This is a genomic window from Paenibacillus swuensis, assembly GCF_001644605.1.
Lineage (GTDB): Bacteria > Bacillota > Bacilli > Paenibacillales > DY6 > Paenibacillus_N > Paenibacillus_N swuensis.
Genome location: NZ_CP011388.1, coordinates 1,650,660 through 1,670,443 on the forward strand (window position 1 = coordinate 1,650,660; position 19,784 = coordinate 1,670,443).

General features: G+C 50.6%; 18 protein-coding genes and 1 riboswitch. Of the genes, 8 read left to right on the plus strand and 10 right to left on the minus strand.

Annotation, left to right across the window (positions count from 1 at the left end; genetic code table 11):
• Positions 1-30: 30 nt before the first annotated feature.
• Entirely contained in the window at positions 31-1,200 is a 1,170-nt protein-coding gene (locus SY83_RS07200; RefSeq protein ID WP_068605539.1) for a glycosyltransferase family 4 protein, read from the minus strand.
• 174 nt (positions 1,201-1,374) lie between these two features.
• On the opposite strand from SY83_RS07200, the gene SY83_RS07205 reads away from it, so the two are divergent.
• The 3 genes from SY83_RS07205 (at position 1,375) to SY83_RS07210 (ending at position 3,377) form a co-directional block, all read left to right on the plus strand.
• Positions 1,375-2,532 carry a YheC/YheD family endospore coat-associated protein gene (locus SY83_RS07205; protein WP_068605541.1) on the plus strand — a complete coding sequence of 386 codons (1,158 nt, stop codon included), beginning with the start codon at positions 1,375-1,377 and terminating at the stop codon, positions 2,530-2,532.
• Positions 2,533-2,562: 30 nt separating this feature from the next.
• Positions 2,563-2,658 carry a sporulation protein YjcZ gene (locus SY83_RS23485; protein ID WP_082882377.1) on the plus strand — a complete coding sequence of 32 codons (96 nt, stop codon included), beginning with the start codon at positions 2,563-2,565 and terminating at the stop codon, positions 2,656-2,658.
• A 158-nt stretch (positions 2,659-2,816) separates the two neighbouring features.
• On the plus strand, positions 2,817-3,377 hold the full coding sequence (locus SY83_RS07210) for a superoxide dismutase family protein (protein ID WP_068605543.1): 561 nt from the start codon (positions 2,817-2,819) through the stop codon (positions 3,375-3,377).
• 37 nt (positions 3,378-3,414) lie between these two features.
• On the opposite strand, the gene SY83_RS07215 is transcribed toward SY83_RS07210, so the two are convergent.
• The 3 genes from SY83_RS07215 to SY83_RS07225 form a co-directional block, all read right to left on the minus strand.
• Positions 3,415-3,720: a hypothetical protein gene (locus SY83_RS07215; RefSeq protein ID WP_082882378.1), complete on the minus strand. Its 306-nt coding sequence runs from the start codon at positions 3,718-3,720 to the stop codon at positions 3,415-3,417.
• A gap of 61 nt (positions 3,721-3,781) precedes the next feature.
• Positions 3,782-5,941, minus strand: a complete 2,160-nt coding sequence (locus tag SY83_RS07220; RefSeq protein WP_068605545.1) for a methyl-accepting chemotaxis protein — start codon at positions 5,939-5,941, stop codon at positions 3,782-3,784.
• Between the two features lie 188 nt (positions 5,942-6,129).
• Complete coding sequence (locus tag SY83_RS07225) at positions 6,130-7,002, minus strand: sugar phosphate isomerase/epimerase family protein (protein WP_068605547.1); 873 nt, start codon at positions 7,000-7,002, stop codon at positions 6,130-6,132.
• 261 nt (positions 7,003-7,263) lie between these two features.
• On the opposite strand from SY83_RS07225, the gene SY83_RS07230 reads away from it, so the two are divergent.
• Positions 7,264-7,692: an SRPBCC family protein gene (locus tag SY83_RS07230; RefSeq protein WP_068605549.1), complete on the plus strand. Its 429-nt coding sequence runs from the start codon at positions 7,264-7,266 to the stop codon at positions 7,690-7,692.
• 515 nt (positions 7,693-8,207) lie between these two features.
• On the plus strand, positions 8,208-8,903 hold the full coding sequence (locus SY83_RS07235) for a hypothetical protein (protein ID WP_068605551.1): 696 nt from the start codon (positions 8,208-8,210) through the stop codon (positions 8,901-8,903).
• A 386-nt stretch (positions 8,904-9,289) separates the two neighbouring features.
• Here SY83_RS07235 and SY83_RS07240 read toward each other — a convergent pair whose 3' ends face one another.
• Genes SY83_RS07240 through SY83_RS07255 form a run of 4 tightly spaced genes read right to left on the minus strand, consistent with a single transcriptional unit; the run spans position 9,290 to position 12,178 of the window.
• Entirely contained in the window at positions 9,290-10,075 is a 786-nt protein-coding gene (locus SY83_RS07240) for an ABC transporter ATP-binding protein (RefSeq protein ID WP_068605553.1), read from the minus strand.
• Positions 10,072-10,818 carry an ABC transporter permease gene (locus SY83_RS07245; RefSeq protein ID WP_231891393.1) on the minus strand — a complete coding sequence of 249 codons (747 nt, stop codon included), beginning with the start codon at positions 10,816-10,818 and terminating at the stop codon, positions 10,072-10,074. The genes SY83_RS07240 and SY83_RS07245 overlap by 4 nt, the downstream gene beginning before the upstream one ends.
• Before the next feature lie 30 nt (positions 10,819-10,848).
• Positions 10,849-11,139 carry a thiamine-binding protein gene (locus tag SY83_RS07250; RefSeq protein WP_068605556.1) on the minus strand — a complete coding sequence of 97 codons (291 nt, stop codon included), beginning with the start codon at positions 11,137-11,139 and terminating at the stop codon, positions 10,849-10,851.
• Positions 11,140-11,161: 22 nt separating this feature from the next.
• Positions 11,162-12,178, minus strand: a complete 1,017-nt coding sequence (locus tag SY83_RS07255) for an ABC transporter substrate-binding protein (RefSeq protein WP_157279808.1) — start codon at positions 12,176-12,178, stop codon at positions 11,162-11,164.
• A gap of 99 nt (positions 12,179-12,277) precedes the next feature.
• Positions 12,278-12,387, minus strand: a riboswitch (TPP riboswitch).
• A 177-nt stretch (positions 12,388-12,564) separates the two neighbouring features.
• On the opposite strand from SY83_RS07255, the gene asd reads away from it, so the two are divergent.
• Together asd and SY83_RS07265 are read left to right on the plus strand one after the other, a co-directional pair.
• Positions 12,565-13,356, plus strand: a complete 792-nt coding sequence (gene asd, locus SY83_RS07260) for an archaetidylserine decarboxylase (protein WP_068605560.1) — start codon at positions 12,565-12,567, stop codon at positions 13,354-13,356.
• A gap of 128 nt (positions 13,357-13,484) precedes the next feature.
• Positions 13,485-14,210, plus strand: a complete 726-nt coding sequence (locus SY83_RS07265; RefSeq protein WP_331709991.1) for an ATP-binding cassette domain-containing protein — start codon at positions 13,485-13,487, stop codon at positions 14,208-14,210.
• 128 nt (positions 14,211-14,338) lie between these two features.
• Here the strand turns inward: SY83_RS07265 and ltrA are convergent, their stop codons facing one another.
• Complete coding sequence (gene ltrA / locus SY83_RS07270; RefSeq protein WP_068605564.1) at positions 14,339-15,601, minus strand: group II intron reverse transcriptase/maturase; 1,263 nt, start codon at positions 15,599-15,601, stop codon at positions 14,339-14,341.
• 355 nt (positions 15,602-15,956) lie between these two features.
• Here ltrA and SY83_RS23490 point away from each other — a divergent pair, with 355 nt between their 5' ends.
• Positions 15,957-16,130: a hypothetical protein gene (locus SY83_RS23490; RefSeq protein ID WP_231891313.1), complete on the plus strand. Its 174-nt coding sequence runs from the start codon at positions 15,957-15,959 to the stop codon at positions 16,128-16,130.
• A gap of 406 nt (positions 16,131-16,536) precedes the next feature.
• Here the strand turns inward: SY83_RS23490 and SY83_RS07275 are convergent, their stop codons facing one another.
• On the minus strand, positions 16,537-19,680 hold the full coding sequence (locus SY83_RS07275) for a beta-galactosidase (RefSeq protein ID WP_157279809.1): 3,144 nt from the start codon (positions 19,678-19,680) through the stop codon (positions 16,537-16,539).
• Positions 19,681-19,784: the final 104 nt, after the last annotated feature.

The following is a 19,784-nucleotide window of genomic DNA, read 5'->3' on the forward strand; positions in this document are numbered from 1 at the left end:
GCTGCCGACTCATTTCTCCGCAAGCACAACTTATAAGTAAGCTCTGTACATCCGAAGCAGCCTCTCCGCTGTTCCTCTCCACGTAAAGTGCCTTTCCGCACGCACCTTACTGGCTTCACCCAACTGCCTGCGCAGCTCCGGATCCCCTAACAGCCGCAACAACCGGTCGAGCATATCCGCCTGTATCCGGTCCGGTCGCACCAAGTAACCGGTCATGCCTTCCTCCACAATCTCACCCATGCCTCCGGATCGCGTAGCCACTACCGGTACACCCGCCGCCATGGCTTCAACATTGACCAAACCGAATGCTTCATTCCTGGATGAAGGGACGACTACGACATCCGCGATTTGAAACCAGGCCTGCATTTGATCATAGGGGACAAAAGGAATAAATTTCACGTGACGGGAGAGACGGGCCGCCGCTTTAAACAATTTTCTGACGTAGGCGGTAGTGCGATGACTTCCGTAAAAAGCGCTTCCTACAATGATCAGCAGTGTATCGGGCTCTCTACCTCTTAAAGTTGACAGAATAGGCAACAGATGGTGAACACCTTTAATCGGAATTAAACGTCCCGCGTACAAAATAATTTTCCTGCCGGTTAACCCCAACTCCTCAAGTCTCTGCTGTCGCAATGCTTCTCCTTCGGGTGTCCACCGGCATATAAACTGAGTCTCATCCACTCCCAGATGGTTCACTTCCACCTTGGAATTGAGAATCGGGTAACGCCGAACGACATAATTTCTCAAAAAATAACTGTTCACGATAATCCGGTCCGCTTTCATCAAATGCTTCCGGAGCTCGGATGCGCCAATATGCGGTTTCGTTAAGTAAGTAATAGAATGAAGAGATAACCATACCGGAATCGAAGGATGCCTCTTCTTAAAAAAAGTAACCGATCTCGGTCGATTTTCAATTTGAATCAGGTTGGGGGCCAATTCTGAAATTTTACGGCTTACCAGATGCAAGTATCGGTGTTTATCCCCGCCGGGATACCGAAAATACATCATTCCCTCTCGCATTTCGGCCACAGGCAAACCTGGCTCCGCTTTACCGAATATCCAGAGCGCCGCCTGACCGGTTAAGTAGTGAGTCACGTTCTCCACCACACGTTCCACGGAGCTGCTGCGGGGCGAAGGCACCGGGAACGTTCCCGGCGTCACTACGGCTACCTTCGGTATGCATCCTTCCGCGATCCCCATGAGACGCCCTCCTGTCAATGTTGCTATTTAGTAATAGCATATGGAACTGCTTCCCGTTGTTGAGAAAAATAGACGAACACATACCACTCTCGTCCATTCCGTTTCCATTCCGCTTTCATACAGTGAACAAGAGCGTAGAAAGCAAATCTGAAACGTTGGGGGTGGAATTTCATTTTGGAACAAGAGATGATCGGCATATTGGTGAATGCTTCCTTGTATAAGGGCATCCCCCGCGGCCGAACCGGGCATGAAATTCTTTCCTTCTATGAAGAGGGGGGGAAGCAAGCCGGCTTGACACCGGTATTTCTGTGCTTGGAGTATAACCGGGGTATCGGTTCTGACGGGGTTTGGAACGGCTATGTAAGATGCGGGGATCGTTATGTGAAGACCAGGGTGCCTCTTCCGAAAGTCATTCATAATCGCGCGATGTATTTCCGGCGGGGCTATCAACAACGTATGGCGGCTTTGGCTGCTCAGGGCACAACCGTATACAATGCTTGCAATCGTTATGGCAAAATGGTGATTCACGAGCTGCTCCTGACCGATGATCAGCTGCGTCCCCATCTCCCGGTTAGCATGACGGCTACCGTGGCCCATCTGAGAACCATGATGGCGGCTAATGATACGCTCATCATAAAGCCCGTCAGCGCCAGCGTTGGCCGCGGTGTGATGAAGCTGGCGCGTTCATCCAAAGACTGGGTGCTGACTTATCCGTCCATCCGTCAGCGAAACGGCACCCGGACCGTCCGCTTCCGGCGCGCGCTCCCGCAAGTATTGCGCACCCGGATCCGGCAGGAAGCTTATCTGGTACAGCAATGTATCCCGTTGGCGCTCTATCAGGGAAGACCCTTCGATCTCCGGGTTTCGGTTCAACGAGACGGCACGGGTATATGGCAGGTCACAGGGATCGTCGGGAAAGTGGCGGCAAAGCGCCGGTTCGTAACGAATGTGGCGCGGGGCGGAAGTGTGGAGACGTTGGACACCTTATTGTCAGGCTATCCCATGCTGCGTCCTGAGCAAGTGAGTGCGGCCGTCCACGCCCTCGGACTGCGTGTTGCTGAGAAATTAAGCGCGCATCTCCCGCATCTGGCCGATATTGGTTTGGATATCGGTATAACCGCGGACGGATTTCCGATGTTCATTGAATGCAACGGCCGCGATCAGCGTTACAGCTTCGGCGAGGGCCGGATGACGGAAACCTGGAAGAGGACTTATATCAATCCGATGGCGTATGGGCGATTCTTGCTGAACCAAATGAAGCATAGTGGATGCCTATCTTTAAATGGCACCGGCAAGAGCACAGACAACTATTTTGCTCCTCACATAGAATAGTGTAGTTGCAACGAAAGGAGGCAGGCGATCATGGGTGGAACTGGAGTTGGTGGTTACTCTTCTGCTGGCGTAGTCCTTGTTCTTTTCATACTGCTTGTAATTATCTCCCGCACGTTCTTGTACTAATTGCGGACTCAAGCAGCCGTCATCCCTTATGGGGATGGCGGTTTTTCTATGTGTTTTTGGACCGCAACGTTTGGAACCTCATGGGAATGTACATAACTTATAGCGTATACCTAAACAGGTCAACCAATATGAATTTCATGAATGGAGAGATTGTACCCATGAGCAGAACACAAGCAACAGCATTATCAGTCGTATGCGTCGTAAGCATCATCTTGTTATCCGCTTGCGGATTGAAATCAGCTTCCGTCAGTTCCGAAATTCCCGCGGCCTCCCCCGTTGAAGTCAAGCTGATCGATACCACGGGCAAACCGGCAGGAACAGCTATGTTAAAGCAACAGGCCAATGGCGTCCTGGTCCATATCCAGGCAACGGGACTAACGAAAGGCAAGCATGGATTTCACTTCCACGAGGCGGGGAAATGTGAAGCGCCTACTTTTAAGAGTGCGGGCGAACATTTCAACCCGACGCAGAAAGAACATGGCTTCAATAATCCGAAGGGCTTCCACGGCGGGGATCTTCCGAATCTTGTGGCAGATGCCAAAGGACAAGCGACAGCCGAAATCTTCGTGGATTATGTAACGCTTGCGGAAGGCAAACCCAACAGCTTGCTTAAAGAAGGCGGAACTTCGATCATCATTCATACCGGCGAAGATGATTATGTGACGAATCCCGCAGGCAATTCCGGGGATCGCGCATTATGCGGTGTCATCTCCAAGTAAGGAAACGAATGCCGAAAAAACCTGATCTGTTGTCAGATCAGGTTTTTTGCGCGCTTTGTACGGCGGCGCGCAACATCAAATGCATGGCGTAAACGCCGAGATACGCGCCGGAGCTCAGGAATAGCGGGTTATCCAGAATGTCATGCACCGTTGTCATAAAGACGGTATGACTGCTAATGACCTCTTGCAGCATTAGTGCGGCAAGAACGCCGAAGACATAAGCGGATACCGCCGCGAAACCATGAAACGCCGTTCGCCACATACGGCTTCGTAAGCTTAGCCACAACATCCCCAAGGGTGCCAGGAATGCGCCTGTAATAATAGCTGCCTTCATCCATAACATATCCATCACCTCATAATAGAAAGCTTGGACATCCTGTATTCATTACATACTTAGGAATGAACTATAGTTTAAACTGTTGTACCGCTTGCTGCATCTGACCGGCCGAGTCACTGAGCGATTCAGCCGATGCGGCGATTTCCTCCAGGGAGGCGGTTTGATCTTCCGCACCCGCGGAAACCTGGCGGAATTGCTGGTCCGTCTGTCTGCAGATATCGACGATCCCGTCCATTGTGGCCGTCACTTGTTGAGTTCCCGCAGACAGTTCTTCCGTAGCGGCTGAAACATCGGTAATTTGATCCGCCACATGGTCGACCTTGATTTGGATCCGGTCGAACACCTCGCCCGTTTCCGTAATCAGATCCATCCCCCGTCGCACATCCTTCATGCCCAGCTGCATGGAACCGACCGCCTCGTCTGTAGCTTTCACCATATGATCCATGAGCGCATGGATTTGACTGGCGGAACGTTTGGATTGATCGGCCAGTTTGCTTACTTCGCCGGCTACGACGGCAAACCCGCGGCCATGTTCGCCCGCGCGCGCCGCCTCAATGGAAGCATTCAGCGCGAGAAGCTGTGTCTGCTTGGAGATATCGGTAATGATATGAACGATTTTACTTACTTCCTTGGATCTCTTACCCAAATCCAACACGAGCTCCGCTGATTTACCTACAGTATCCTGAATCGAGGTCATTTGCTGCACAGCACTTTGCACGGCATGATAGCCTTTCTGCGCTTCCTGCGACCCCTCAGCCGCCGCTTCAGACACCGTTGCAGACGTTTCAGCAATACGCTGAATGCCTGTTGCCATCTCGGAGAGGGCGATGGCATTTTCACGCGAAGCTTCCATCTGGGCATGGGCTCCCGCCGCCGCCTCTCGGATCGCTCCGGTAATCTGCTCTGTTGTCGCGGCGGCAGCCTGGCAGGTAGCCGTCAGCTGCTGGGAGGATGCGGCTACATGCTCGGCCGTATCTTTATTCATGCGGATCATCTCGCCGAACGAGTCGATCATCCGGTTAAAGCCTTCGCTCACATCGGCGAATTCATCCTTCGTAACAACAGGCATCCGAACCTGAAGATTGCCGACCGCCAACGCGGATGCGGTACCGGAGAGAGCCCGCACCACACGCATAACCGAGATGTAGAATGCCGTAAACAGGTAGAACGCCACCAGTAAAATAACAATAACCGAAGCGATCAGACCATTACGCTTCATTACAAGACCGGCGTTTCGATCATTCAACAGTTTCTCGAACTCCGTAAGGCTGGCATTGGATAATTCAGAAGAAGCGGTAATCGCGGAAGCGGCAATGCCCTCGAATTGCTCGGGGCTGATTTTCACGCCGCCCATGGCCAGGATTTTGAAATCCAACGTATCCAGGAAAACTTTAATGGATTGTATGTACTTTTGACCGCTTGCGCTTAAGACTTTATTCAGCTCCGGATTAGCCTCGTAGCTCTGTTGCAGGTACAATCGAATTTCATGATTCATGTCTTCGATTTGGGTCCTTAGCAGCATGAGCTCGGTCCTGTCTCTGACACTGAGTTGGCCGCCTGCAGCCACCGCTTCTTTACCGTGAATCTTTACTTGCTCCAGATGTTCCATAAACGGCGGCAATTGACCTATGGTTAGTTGCATTAATGAAAAAGAATCCGCATCCGGATCACGATTTAATCCTGAAGCGTTCTGAGCAATCGATAACAGCGCCAATAATTTCTGGGATAAGCTTGTATGACGCGTATCCATTTCCTGCAGTGCCACTTGATCCACATTCACTTTTCCGGTATTCTGCAGAACGACATTCCATTCCACGGGAACTTTCTTCCAAGCCTCCGTTGTTCCGAAAGAAGCGCCGTAACGCTCGTCCAACTTGGCCTGATCCTTCATTCGTTTGGAAACGGATTCTTCCACCTTCAGCATATCTTGTCTTGCTTTAGCGTCTCCTTCAAGCGCGGGACCGGTTAATTCGCGATGGGTGCGAAGATCTGCCAGCAATTCCAGCAAACCTGTGGAGTAGCGTAGTCCCTCCCTCTCCTTCTTGGTGAACTGAAGCGTGTTGCCGATTTCAGTGGAGAACAGGAATAACATGTACGCGATCGGGATGAGGAATACCAGAGAGATGAGGATAAACTTGCGCGCGTAACGCATTTTGTTCATCAGTCGGACAGAGGGCTCAAAAACTTTAAGCGAAGTTTCTTTAAATTGGGACGGATTGCGCATCATGTAATTTCCACCTTTTGCATTCACTATTTGTTTACATTTATATTAAGGTAGAAACAGGGTTTTCGGCAATGAAAATGTTACAAAATATGACACGAAAATCGACAAAATTTTCATTATCTCACACCAAGCTAAATCCATAAGCAGAGAAATATTTTATCATTGAGAGAAAGAAACGGCCTAAACCTTGTTCAGGCTTCGTTCCACATTCTCTTTAAGTTATCCATGCCGATACGCGAACCCGTGAAAGAATCTTCAATTCCTTCAAACTCCACGGTAACGTATCCGTCATAGCCCGCGTCTTTTACAATTTTCACGAGACGGGGGATGTTCAGATCCCCTTGTCCCAGTATAGCGCCCCGCAAGTAATTTCCATGAGTGCTTTGAAACCAAGGTCCCTCGCCGGGCGGTTGGTCATAAGGACGGATATAGAAATCTTTGAAATGAACCACGGAAGCCAGAGAAATGTTGTTCATCACGCCCACCCAGGGTTGCTCATCCACGCACAGGAAGTTGCCTACATCCAGCGTGGTTCTGAAATTCGCGCGATCCACCTCTTCAACCACCCGCCGGACCCTGTCGCTCGCCTGCACACAGAATCCGTGATTTTCAATACTTGTCGTAATGCCGAACGTCGCCGCGTAATCGGCAATGCATCTGCTTCCTTCCACGAGCTCAGGCAGCACACGTTCAAAATAACCGATCGAAATTTCCCCCGGCTCCTTACTGAATCCCGTTACATCATGCCGTACATAGGGTATTCTCAGCCGAGCCGCAAGATCCACATGCTTCTTTACGCGTTCAACTTCTTCCTCAAAAGCCGCTCTAGTCGATTGTACGAAGTTGGCCGAAATACAATAGTTAGAAAGCTCGATTCCGGCTTCATCGGCGCGGATGCGCAGTTGATCGGCAAGCTGCGGATCATCCAAGAGCGAGTAACCGAGGGGCGCCAATTCCAGGTGTTCTCCGCCGTGTTCCTTAATCCATTGCGGCAAGTCGAGTATTGATAGGGTCCCTTCTTCCAACAACCTGACCACACTGTATGAGCTTAATCCAACCTTCATCTGTAAAACCTCCATCCATATAACGGTTTATTTAGCTAATTACAGTAATTAGAGTAATTTCAATAAGATAATCATAATGCACTCCGCGGCAATGGTATAGGGAAAAATGTTCGATGAGCCGATGGGATATCCACCGATGATCTTATAATCAGGCAGTGTTAAACGATATTGTTAATATTTGACAATAAAGAACAAATGTTCTATTATAGGGGTAATATCACTTTTATTAAACAAACTATTGCAGTTCGAGAGGAGTTAGTCATGGCAAATATCGAGCACTTGCAAACCGTACATGTCCCAGCATTGAAGGTGTATGAAACGTTAACCACCGCTGAGGGGCTGGCGGAAATATGGACCAATGAACTCATCACTGGTAATCAGATTGGCTTTATTAATGAATTTCGATTCGGCAGCAATGACATAACTAAGATGAGAATAGAGGAATTGATCCCTAATAAAAAAGTCGTCTGGCATTGTATAGATTCAGATCCAGAATGGATTGGTACGATGATATCCTTTGATATTCAAGAGAAAAACGGGAAGTCTTATATTACTTTGCGTCATATGAACTGGAAAGAAGTAACGCCATTTTATCGCTCCTGTAACTATAACTGGGCAATTTTCCTTTATAGTCTCAAATCCTACTGTGAAGATGGCGAGGGTATCCCCTATCATAAACGTAAGTTTTAACATAGCCTTTAAAAAAAAACTCTATCGAGGCCTCTATAGATGGCGACCGTGTTTGGCTCTGTTGGAGTCTAAAGAGTTTACGCGCGAGGCTGGATCATGTTGCTTGGTCAACTGCCACGTATTAAATGCATCTCAGCGCCGATGCTGGGTTATCCCTAAGAATCAGGTGAACATTATATTAGTTCCAATGCTGGGTTATCCCTAAGAATCAGGTAAAAAGTTTCAAAAAACTCTTGTAATCAGAACATTTGTTTGGTATTATATGACATATACAGAACATTTGTTCCTTCATTGCGTAAAGAGAGTGAGGATTATGTCTATTCATGAAGTAACTTTCGATCAATTCAGACGTAAGTATCATGATGAGGCTTCATGTATGCCAATCCTGATCTCAGCCAAGTGGCCCAACGGATACCGATGAGTGCGTTAAGGCCAATGTCATTATCACACGTCGGCTACCTCTATATGAATGCCGCAACTGCAAGTATCAAGCTTCTCTTCTCGTAGGGACCATTATGCAAGGAAGCCGCACTTTACTTCATAAGTGGTTTCAAGCTTTATTTCTTATTGCTAACCCACTGGCTACAATTAACGCGGTGCAACTATCTACCATCATTGGAGTCACTTATAAGACGGCTTGGTTAATCCTTCACAAACTTCGCCATGCCATTCAGCAAGGAGATGCAGAGCAGCTGCTCACAGGACTTGTCGAAGTAATTTCAGCTACGTACAATCCGTGCAATTTCCATATTAAAGGCTTTAAGACGATGCGCAATGAGCAGCCATTTGTTGGAGGGGCCTCTCTTAACTATGGTGAAGTTTCCTATGTCAAGCTGAAGCATGTTTTTATACCGAAACATCATCCTAACAAAGAACTTAGTTATTGGGATTATTCCAACTTTATTCAGACTCATGTTAGTCCTTCGGTCCGAGTTCCTTTTATTCATTATGGTTTCAGAAAGGAGAACGCTTGTGACACGTTAAATATAATCTGTGATTCTGTTCCTGTTCGAATAAACGAGCGTTACTACGGAGTAAGTGACAAGCATTTACAATCGTATCTGGATGAAGTCTCCTATCGTATCAATCATTCGTTTAAACCGAACCGCGCCGTATCGAGGTTATTTCGGCTGTTCATTGTTACACCTGCTGTTACTTATAAACAACTCATTTCACGCAAACCGATGTGCTTACATGAACAGATTGCCTGACTCACGGACAACCATTTTTTACAATTACATATTTCCTTCTCTAAACACATTAATACTAATTTTCCAAATATCACTCCATTGCCTTCTTCGATCACACCACTGAGCCTTCGGGATAACCCAGCATTTCAATCTTCGATCACACCACTGAGCCTTCGGGATAACCCAGCATTTTAGTCTTTGATCACACCACTGAGCCTTCGGGATAACCCAGCATTTCAGTCTTCGGTCACATCACTGAGCGTTCGGGATAACCCAGCATTCAAGTTCAAATAAGTATCAATACCCCCCTAAAGAAGTACAAACCCTAGTTATCACTCCTATTTTATATACTTTCTATCATGAAAAAAGACGCCTATTGGCGTCCTTCTTGATTTTCATAATAACAACTAGCTTCGCAGCCCCTCATAAATTTCACGCCGCAACTGGATGAAAGCCGCGTCATGGCGAATTTCTTCTTTACGCGGTCTCCCGAACGGCACTTGTATCTCGCGAATTACCGTTGCCGGCCTAGGCGATAAGATGTAAATTCGGTCCGACAGCAGCAAAGCTTCTTCAATGGAATGGGTGACGAACAGCACCGAGCGCCGGTCCTCTTCCCACACCGATAGGAGCCACTCTTGCATCTCTTGCCGGGTGAGCGCATCCAGTGCCCCGAACGGTTCGTCCAGGCACAGCAGTTCCTTGGGGCTAAGCAACGCCCGCAAGAACGCCACCCGCTGCTGCATGCCGCCGGACAACACATGCGGATAGCTGTCCGCATAGCCGTCCAAGCCGATGCGGCGCAGCCACGCCATCGCCTCAGCGCGCGCCTCGGCGTCCGCGGTCCCTTCAACCTCCCTTATCAGCAGGAGGTTGCCAAGCACCGTGCGCCATGGCAGCAGCGTGTTGCTCTGCGGCATGTAGCTGATGCGGCCCGTCTGCCCGGTGACGTCCGCGCCGTCCAGCAGCACCCGGCCGCCCGACGGCGTCAGCACGCCGCCGATGACTTGGAACAGCGTGCTCTTGCCGCTGCCCGAAGGCCCGATGACGGAGACGAACTCTCCGTCACCAACCCGCAGGTTGACCCCGTCCAACACGGGGACACCTGCCTGCACACCCCGCCGCTCCCGCGGTCCCGCACCGCCGCCGGCGAACGTCAGAGAAATATCGCACAACGCAAGCTTGCTGCTCATTTCTCTTCCTCCTCTCCGGCCCCCGCGTTCCACGGGGTGACCCAACGTTCCAGCGCGCCCATGGCCGCGAACAACACCAAACTAAGCGCGGCGATAACGCCGATCGCCACAAACACACGGTCGGCCCGGAAGGAGGCCGACGCGAGCGTCATGTAGACGCCGATCCCCTTCTCGGCGCCCAGCCATTCCGCGATGACCGCTCCCATGACGCTGTAGGTCGCGCCGATCTTCAAGCCCGAGAACAGGTGCGGCAAGGCGCCCGGCAGCTCCAGCTTCATGAAGATCTGCCGCCGGGAGGCGCCGATCATCCGCATATAGCGCACCATGTCGCGGTCCGCGTGCCGAAAGCCTCCCAACGCGGCGATCAACACCGGAAAGAAGCACACAAGCACGATCAACACCAGCTTTGGCATAACCCCGAAGCCCAGCCACAGAATAAGCAGCGGCGCCAGCGCAATCGTCGGCACACTCTGCGAGAGAATCAGCAAAGGTTCAGCCAACCGCCGTAACCATGGCAACAGATGTAAGACGAATGCGAACAGTACGCCCAGCGCCGCACTCAATGCGAATCCGCCTACAGCAAGCACAGCAGTCGCCGCGGCATGTTCTCCTACCCGCTCCCGGGACGCCCATGCTTCCGTACCGATCTGCCACGGACTTGGCAGCAGCCAGGCTTCGATCCCGAACACGACCGTCGCGGCTTGCCACAGCGCCAGCAGTCCGAGGATCCCGGCCGCGGCCATGCCCACAGCGTGAATCCGAACACGTTTCATTTATCTGTACTTTTCGGTCAGTTGATCCATCGACGCGCCTTCCGGGTTATGGTATAACGTCATTTGGGTCATGACCCGCGGACATCCGGCCTGAATCATCGCATCGTTCATGTCCTTTACGATCTCCAGAAGGTGCGGCAATTCCCCTTCCAACGTGGTGTTTAGCGCATTCACCTGATGCTTGACGCCGGACTTTTGTATAACTTCAATGGCCCGGTCCACGTATGGAATCACATCTTCATTTCCTTTAACGGACGGTATAATTTGTACACTTAATAATGTAGTTGCCATGTGCTGCCCTCTCCCTTCATCCTTATTCCGGCAAAAAGTCGTTCGTAAACGCCTTCTCCGCTTCCAACGGCTTGTCAATCAGTTTGTATTCCTGCATCCATGCCGCGTAGCCTTCCCACACGCTCAGCTTCTGCTCGCCCCAACGCTTGGCGTCGTCCTGATACTTCGGACTCAGCCATTTCTGCGAAGCGCGAACGAGCTCCGGATCCAGATCAGGCTCCGCTTTAATCAACAGCTCGGCCGCTTGTTCCGGCTCATCAATCGCATACTGATACCCTTTGGCCGTGGCCGCCATAAATTTCTTCACTAACTCAGCATTGTTATTGACATGTTCTTCATTCGTCACGATGACCGGCGTATAGTAATCCAGTTTCTCTGAAAATTCATTCAAATAAACCATATCAATCGGTTCCTTGCGAAGTTCCGCCTCAACCCCGGTCCAAGCGTAGTAGATCCAGGCAAAATCCACATCCCGCTTCGTCATCGTAAAGAAGTCCGCGTCCCCCGCCTGAACGATCTTCACCTTCTTCACATCGGCGCCGTCCGCCTGCATCAGGGAATCCAGCATCGCCTCTTCCGCCGGGGATCCAAAGCCGCCGTAGGTCTTCCCTTCGAAATCCTTCGGGGATTTCACACCCTTGGCAACCGGCGCAGCAAAGCCGGACGTATTATGTTGAATAACAGCCGCCAAGGATACGAGCGGCACATTCTGCAAGCGCGCCAGGGTAACGCCCTCCTGATAGGAAACGCCGAAATCCGCGCTGCCGGTAGCCACCATCTGGTCCGCTCCGCTTTGACCGGGTTGAATGATCTCCACATCAAGGCCCTGTGCCTTGTAGTATCCTTGATCCCTTGCGACGTAGAGACCCGTATGATTCGTGTTAGGCGTCCAATCCAGGACAACCTTCACTTCCTTCAGCTCCGCCGGCTTAGTCTGTTTCTCCCCCTTGGCATTCTCAGCCTTGTTTCCGTCCGTGCCCGCTCCGCAACCTGCCAAAAGTATCGTTCCCGTCAGCAGCAAAATCCCTATTTTTCTCATACCCAACGCATCCATCTCCCCTTCTCTACTAACCAAAATCAGGAAATAAAAAAAAGACCCGCGGATAAACACAGTCGGCTCTAAGAATATGCGCAACTACAGGCGCATCGTGAAATTCTCTCCGCTGGCATTATCCAGTTCAGATTAACGGTCTGCGTCACGAGGACGCACTCTCAGCCTGACTTCATCAAGCTCCCGTATTTCCTATTCAGTTGTTAACAACAATACACGCAATCTTGTCCGTTTTCAACACCTATTTTGCTCGGAATGGCGGTCCGTGTTTCCTGTTGTAAGTTACCTGGTCATTGATTTGTCCTATGAATTATGTCAATATAGTCTGATACACAGATACACTGAGTAGGACAAGGAACAGGTGAACGATAAACATGATGAAATCCGCAATGCGTCTGTTAACCGAACTATCATCACGCAAATTTATTTCTAAGCTGACCGGCGGTTTCGCGCAGTCCCGCGCCAGCCGCAAGCTTATTCCGAAGTTCGCCCAAATGTACGGCATCCGTATCGAAGACGCGGAGAAGGCCCTTTATGAATATGCTTCACTGAACGATTTCTTCACCCGCCGCCTCAAGCCCGGACTTCGTCCGTTGGCCGAAGATACAGCGGCGCTGATCAGTCCTGTCGATGCCCGCATTACAGGTATGGGCGTTATAGACAACGGGTCCCTGCTGAATGTTAAAGGACAGGATTACACCCTTGAAGAACTATTGCATTTCTCTCCCCGCTCGGAAAGTTACAAGCACGGATTCTATTATGTCCTGTACCTGAGCCCGACGGATTATCATCGCATACACACGCCGGTAGCCGGGGAAATGGTGGAAACCGAGCATATTCCCGGTAAAGTATACCCTGTTAACGAGTTCGGATTAAGGCATATGAAACGTGTGCTTAGCCGGAACGAACGCTTAATCTCCTATATTCGTCATAACCGCGGTGAAGTCGCTGTCGTGAAAGTCGGCGCCATGAATGTCAGCAGCATCAAATACGCCGATCCCGGACTTCAAGAATTCGAACGCGGTCAAGAGCTGGCTTACTTTCAATTCGGCTCCACCGTCGTGCTTCTTACAGAAGACGGAACCTTTGACCCGCGAACGGACCTGCAAGTCGGAGATAAGGTTAAGATGGGCGAGGCGCTGGGACTTTTGCATGAAAAGCAGTGAATAGATTAAATTGTGATGAAGCGGCTTCGGCCGCTTTTTTTTGCGGGAGGAAACCGGTGTGAAGCTTGTCCTTTCCCGTGTTATAATCAAAGTAAGCGTATTCTGCAGCGGAAAGGGAGCTACTTATTATGATTATCCGTAATTTGACGAAGTCGATTGATAGCCAACTTATTTTAAATAGGATCAGTATGGAGATTAACGAAGGTGAATTGGTGGCCGTTCTCGGCGCCAGCGGCAGCGGAAAGACAACGTTCCTGAAATGCCTGGCCCTGCGTGAACGCTGGGATGACGGTCAATACATATATGAAGGCAATGATATAACAAATTCGAGTTGGCTGGAGCGGCTTAAGCTGTCCAAACATTGGGCGTATCTGGAGGAAAAGGCGGATATTCAGCCCAGAAAAAGCGCGTTAAAGAACGTGTTAAGAGGCCGATTATTCTACACGCCGTTCTGGAGGCTGATCACAGGTCGTGTTTCCACAGAAGAATATGCGAACGCGATGGATTATTTGGAGAACGTCGGTTTGCTTGACAAAGCGGCATCGCCCGCGGAGAAGCTGAGCGGCGGCGAACGGCAGCGGATCGCGTTAGCGAGGGGTTTTGTGCAACGGGCCAAAGTGATCTACGCGGATGAGCCCATCTCGGGGATCGATCCTTCAGGCGCGGAGCGCGTCATGCAAGATTTCCGTTATGTCTGCAAGCGGGATAAAGCCACGGTCATCTGCACGATGCATAACGCCGAAGTGGCGCAACGCTATGCAACACGCATTCTCGGTTTAGCCGGGGGCAAAATCGTCGTCGACGTCACCGGACGACCGTTGACGCAGCGGGAGCGCAGTTTAATATTTGGGTAGGATAGGATGGCATATGACGAGGACTCTCGGGACGTAAACATATACTTTCCGATGATCAATCGAGTAGGAGGGAGTGATTAACTCCCGACCTCTCACACCACCGTACATACCGTTCGGTATACGGCGGTTCATGACATATTCCGCAGTGAGTTGTATCTGTCCGTTAGACTCTTTAAGCCGCAGGATTCCCAATATTGGTTACCCAGTGCGCGGTGTAAGATTGGACTCTTTGCAATACGCCAATACCCTTTACGGGTATTCCCCCATTCATAGGCTTTATCTCTGGGCATACCCAAGGATATAAGCCTTTTCACTTTGGTTTTTGGATTCTTCCATTGTTTCCAAAGGCACATTCGTAACCTTCTTCTAATCCATGAATCCATCTTTTGAAAGATACTTGGTGTATCCGCAAGCGAGAAGTACCCACACCATCCTATGAGGTATTGGTTTAGTTCCTTAATTCGCTCTTCCATTTTCATCGACTTCTTTCGGGACGTGATCGCTCGAATCTTAGTCTCCGCTTTCTGCAAGGATTGCTTCGCAACCCTCACCTTTGGGTCTTGATTCAAGCTGAAGCTAAATCCAAGAAACTTTCGCTTCCATGGCCGGTCTACCGCGCTCTTGGCTTGGTTTACCTTTAGCTTTAGTTTTGTCTCGATGAATTTGGTGACAGATGCCTTGACTCGTTCGCCTGCTCTCTTGGTTTTCACGTAGATGTTACAGTCATCCGCGTAGCGAACGAACCTAAGTCCACGTTTTTCAAGTTCCTTGTCTAATTCGTCCAGTACGATGTTAGATAGCAATGGACTTAGGGGACCCCCTTGCGGGGCTCCCTCCGAAGTCGGCTTAACTAACCCGTTCTCCATTACGCCCGACTGCAAGTATTTACGGATGAGTAAAAGCACTTTCTTGTCCCTTACTTTCTCCGCAATCTTCATCATGAGCCTGTCATGGTTGACTCGGTCAAAGAACTTCTCTAAATCCAAATCGACAACGAAGCGATATCCTTCTTTCATGAATGTTTTCGCTTTCCTTACTGCGTCATGGCCTCTCCGTCCGGGACGGAAGCCATGACTATGTTCGGAGAACTGTGGATCGAAAACGGGGTTTAGTACTTGGGCGATGGCTTGCTGGATTACTCGGTCTGTCACGGTAGGTATGCCTAGCTTCCGAAAGCCTCCGCCATACGGTTTCGGGATTTCGACCCGTCGCACGGGGCTCGGTTCATAGGTACCTTCTTCTATAGCTTCGCGTATCTTCTGCCAGTTTTGTTTCATGTGTTCGCGTAAGGTTCTTACGCTCATTCCATCCACGCCGTGGCTTCCTTTATTTGCTTCCACACGCTTTAAAGCGCCAAGAAGATTTTCTCGTGACAGCAATTGCTTCAGCATTTCTACAACTCCTTGCGTGATTGGTACCTTCCTCTTGTGCCCGGGATAAACTCTGCCCTGCCGAGGCCCCACACGGGATTCACCGCTTCCTTCCTCAGTCAGGTCCTTATGGATTTTCTGCTTTCATCGCTTTCGTAGAACGCCTTGATGTACAAATCCTATTTCATGTTCAGCCCTTCCGCTCGTGTTGCAACACGTAACGTACTATGGCTTCTGCTGACTTCTGTACGTTCAGCTTGCTTTCACAAACAAGGTTACGGAGGTTGCTCCGCGTACCGTTCAGACCTCCCCAGGTAAGAACGCTATCTTCCTCTCCATTTATCTGCTTCATTTACTTTCATGCGCCTTCGGCAGTATGGGCTTTGACTTGTTAAGCAGTCTCATCCAACGCACGCTAGCCTTATATGAAGTTCGTGTTCCTCAGACCGGAGATTTGCCGCCGGCTTCCTTCAGATTCGACCTCACGGTCGACACCCTTGCCTTAAGCTATGGCTACTACTGCCTTCACCATTCGGGACTTGAACCCTAGAGATAGCGCCCATGCTGGGCGCACTCACAAAAAGCCGGCTTGCTTATTGCAAGTCGGCTTTTTGTTGTTTCATTTGATCTAAGGAACTCCAGAGACGCTAAAGGTTAAATAAGAACACATTCTCGATTCTAAGGAACTCCAGCAACGCTAAAGTGTCAAAATAGATGATTGCAAGGGTGCTTTTAGTTAAATAGCGTGTCTGGAGTTCGTTAGTGTGGAAAAGTGCCCTAAATCGGATCCATAAGGTTACTGGAGTGCGTTAGAGAAAACTTAAAAATCATATTATTTAATTACCCAGCACATAGAGCTCACTCACCAATCTCCCCAGCATCCAAGTTACAATGGAATAAATCAACTGATATGCACGGTACCGAACATAGTTACATTAGATTTTGGGCAGCCCCCGTTAAGCAAGCTCCTTCGTATCCGTCAGAATTTCTACCTGTTGCGGCCGGTACACCGCCACCAGTTCCCCTGCCGCGTCCGCCGCGAACATGACCGTCCGCTCCGCTTCGAGCTCGAAGCCGTAGCTTCTTCCGGTCACCGGATCTTTCACGTTCACGCGGCAATCCATGCCATACTCGGAGACGAAGATATAGAGGGATCCTTCTCTGAACGCCAGCTTCCTGCCGTAAACCCCAGGCAGGTCGCCGCCGGAGATCCATTCCAGCTCCTGAGCGACATTCGCCTCCTTCAAGGCATGGCGATAGACGGTTTCGAGCGTTTCATAACTTTCGTTTAATTCCAGCGGTAACGGACACCACATGAGTTTCCCCTTGCCGATTACCCGTTCCTGCAGAACAGCGGCGCCGTACTTGGCTTCACCCGTAACAGCATCCACCGGCCATTCTGTAGTCAACTTCGCGATCCCATCGCCTCCGAATGATACCGGAAGCAGCTTCCCTGCCGCTTGCAGCGCCTCTTCACGCCGAACATTGGCCAGACGGGTTGCGCCAACCCAATTCTCCACTCGATCGCTAGAGTGCCAGTACTCATCCATTGAAATAGGCCCTGTGATCAACAGAACTCCTCCGTGGGAGCTTACATGCGAGATCAAAGTGTTAAGAGCTTCGCCGGATAAGTTATGCGCGGAAGGCAGAATGATCAGCTTCGGATGATCCTGCTCAGCCAACGCCTCCAAGTGATACTCGCTCAGAGCGCGTAACGGAACATTCATCCGGTGAGCCAATGCGCGCGTAAGCTTGGCCGTGGCATCCCCGGCGAACGCCCGGTTAGAGAAATCGTTGCTGTAAGGGAAAACTACAACGGTTTCCTCCAACTGACGATCTTCGAATAAATACCCGATCTCGCCCATGAACGATCCAAAGTCATACGATACATCCGCTTCCGGTTTCTCCGTCCCGTCCGCTCTCAAAGCCCCGATATGAGATTCATTGATATTATCCATATAGTAATTGATATTCCAGATCCACTGCACCGCGCCGGCACCGCCCGTAGAGAATGCGTAAGCGTATTTCCGCTCCAGAATGTTGCGCAGCTCTTCTTCGGAACGCTTCGCGCGCCCGTCCGGCGTTTCCACGTACATAATCCCTGTCTCCTGAATGAGCGAAGGTTTGTTCGGCGCCTTGGAGAAGATGCCGTCCCATACCAACTGGTCCATCAACCACCAGGAATGCACCGTTGTATAGTCGACCGCTTCTTCATAGAATAACGGCGACGGACGATGCGCGCCGAGCCCTTCATCCTGTCCGACCGTAACCATCTGCTTCGGTTGTATGGCATGAATCGCTTCACGCAATTCGGAAGCCCAGCGATTGTGCATGTCCATCGAGAACAGCACGAAATCCAGCCACGGCCCTCCGCGCTTCACCAGTATTTCCGTCGTGCCGAAAGGAATTTCCTCAGGCATAGGCGGAATAATGGCATCGAATGAAGGCAGCTGCTCCGGCGTCATATTCCACTTGGCTTGCAGAGCAGTAATGGATTCATGGCGTTCCTTCAGCCATTCGCGGAATGCTCTCACTTCGAAGGCGTCGCGGAGCGGACGCGGCGACCACAGACGCTTCGGATCGAACATCGTCGGTTCGTTGATCAGATCCCAATGCAGGTTAGCGGTATGCTGATGACGCGATACGATGGCGGAGATAAAGCGCTTCTGCGCCTCCACACTGCGCGGATCCAGATAAGGATTCACACCTTCCCACAGCTCCGGGGTGAACGCGAAGAAATTGAAGGTCAGTTCAAGACCATGCCGCTTCGAGCTCAGCACGAAAGCGTCGATCGCCCGCAAAATATCTTCGCTGACATGCCCGTCCACAAATCCCATTGTACGCAGCGCCGTCCAGATTCCGGTTCGGATCAGATTGATGCCGGCGCCCGCCATCTGAGCCATATCTCTGTCCCAAACGGATACGTTAGGCAGGTGGAAAAACTTCCTTGCCACATCCGATGTCATGTAGGTCATGCCCACCACCGGCATCGGCTTGCCGTCTTTATAGAAATAATCCCGGCCGGCCGTCAGCATCGCGCCTTCGGTCAACAGAGCCTCATCCCGGCCCCAGAAGCCTTGCTTCAACAGACGTTGTTCCCCATCCGAGGATTCCAGACTGGCTTCCACGGTGTAATATCCCGCTTGTGCTTGGAACGGCAACGTCTTGCGCGTATATCCGGTTACCGCCGCGCTCTTGATGTCGAAGGATTCGGTGAAAAGCGTCTGACGCGCTTCATCCGTTGCGGTTTCCAGATACACAGACAGATCCACATGCCATTCGGTATTCGTATTGGCTTGGTTCAACCCTTGGTATTGAAGGGTAAGGACAGGCGTTTCACCCACTTCGTAGCATGCGTAATTCGGTTTAAGCCAGAACTCCGTCACACCTGCGGTCGTGAATGCGGCCAATTTCAATAATACATCCGCTCCGTCGCCCTGCCAGAACGCCTGACTCAACGTTTGATTAATGAAAATCCATCTCGCTCCGGCATATATGCCTTTCACATATTCCAATAAGACGACCGGCGCCGCAAGCTCGCGTCCGCTCTCTGTGACTGCCGTCAATAACGGATAGATTCTCGCATCCATCGGCCCCCCGGAGCCGTTCTCATGCGGCATATCCGATGCATGGGTTACATGAAGCGCAAATCCGTAGGTGTCTTTCACTTCGAACAACGCTTCGCTGCCTGCTAGTACGGCAATTTCCGCTGATGAACGCAGTGTAACATCGCTTGGCGCCTTCACTTTCAGCGCTTCGTGAATGCCGATCTCCTGATGGTAAGCCGTTTGAGGCTGTTCAGCCAACCAGACTCCGTCTCTATGAACCACAGGAATTTGGAACGGCGCCCCGCCGGTATGCACCAATCCGCCTCCTAGGCGCAGATGTCCGATGATGGCGGACCAGGCTTCTTTTGGGAAATAGGGTCCGTGCAGGTTGATGCAAGTGCCGTTGCCGTTTAGTGCTGATAATGCTTTGGAAAGTCCGTGTGCGTCGACAACTTGCACTTGATTCGCATGGGACCAGGTTTGAGCGGATGGGCGCACGCCTTCGAATGGAAAAGAATCATCATAGAATACAATTACAGCTGCTGTGGACAATGCATTCACCTCATACTATTGATTTTGTTAGGTTTATTAGGTTAAAGTTAGGTTATGAACAAACGAAATTTAACCGTTGGATGCGGCGGTGTCAAGAAATATTT

What these genes read in the sequence shown, in the direction of transcription:
- SY83_RS07200 (WP_068605539.1), bottom strand. Translation starts at nt 1,200, where the DNA reads ATGGGGATCGCGGAAGGATGCATACCGAAGGTAGCCGTAGTGACGCCG.
- SY83_RS23485 (WP_082882377.1), top strand. Translation starts at nt 2,563, where the DNA reads ATGGGTGGAACTGGAGTTGGTGGTTACTCTTCTGCTGGCGTAGTCCTT.
- SY83_RS07210 (WP_068605543.1), top strand. Translation starts at nt 2,817, where the DNA reads ATGAGCAGAACACAAGCAACAGCATTATCAGTCGTATGCGTCGTAAGC.
- SY83_RS07215 (WP_082882378.1), bottom strand. Translation starts at nt 3,720, where the DNA reads ATGTTATGGATGAAGGCAGCTATTATTACAGGCGCATTCCTGGCACCC.
- SY83_RS07220 (WP_068605545.1), bottom strand. Translation starts at nt 5,941, where the DNA reads ATGATGCGCAATCCGTCCCAATTTAAAGAAACTTCGCTTAAAGTTTTT.
- SY83_RS07225 (WP_068605547.1), bottom strand. Translation starts at nt 7,002, where the DNA reads ATGAAGGTTGGATTAAGCTCATACAGTGTGGTCAGGTTGTTGGAAGAA.
- SY83_RS07230 (WP_068605549.1), top strand. Translation starts at nt 7,264, where the DNA reads ATGGCAAATATCGAGCACTTGCAAACCGTACATGTCCCAGCATTGAAG.
- SY83_RS07235 (WP_068605551.1), top strand. Translation starts at nt 8,208, where the DNA reads ATGCAAGGAAGCCGCACTTTACTTCATAAGTGGTTTCAAGCTTTATTT.
- SY83_RS07240 (WP_068605553.1), bottom strand. Translation starts at nt 10,075, where the DNA reads ATGAGCAGCAAGCTTGCGTTGTGCGATATTTCTCTGACGTTCGCCGGC.
- SY83_RS07245 (WP_231891393.1), bottom strand. Translation starts at nt 10,818, where the DNA reads ATGGCCGCGGCCGGGATCCTCGGACTGCTGGCGCTGTGGCAAGCCGCG.
- SY83_RS07250 (WP_068605556.1), bottom strand. Translation starts at nt 11,139, where the DNA reads ATGGCAACTACATTATTAAGTGTACAAATTATACCGTCCGTTAAAGGA.
- SY83_RS07255 (WP_157279808.1), bottom strand. Translation starts at nt 12,178, where the DNA reads ATGAGAAAAATAGGGATTTTGCTGCTGACGGGAACGATACTTTTGGCA.
- asd (WP_068605560.1), top strand. Translation starts at nt 12,565, where the DNA reads ATGATGAAATCCGCAATGCGTCTGTTAACCGAACTATCATCACGCAAA.
- SY83_RS07265 (WP_331709991.1), top strand. Translation starts at nt 13,485, where the DNA reads ATGATTATCCGTAATTTGACGAAGTCGATTGATAGCCAACTTATTTTA.
- ltrA (WP_068605564.1), bottom strand. Translation starts at nt 15,601, where the DNA reads ATGCTGAAGCAATTGCTGTCACGAGAAAATCTTCTTGGCGCTTTAAAG.
- SY83_RS23490 (WP_231891313.1), top strand. Translation starts at nt 15,957, where the DNA reads ATGGGCTTTGACTTGTTAAGCAGTCTCATCCAACGCACGCTAGCCTTA.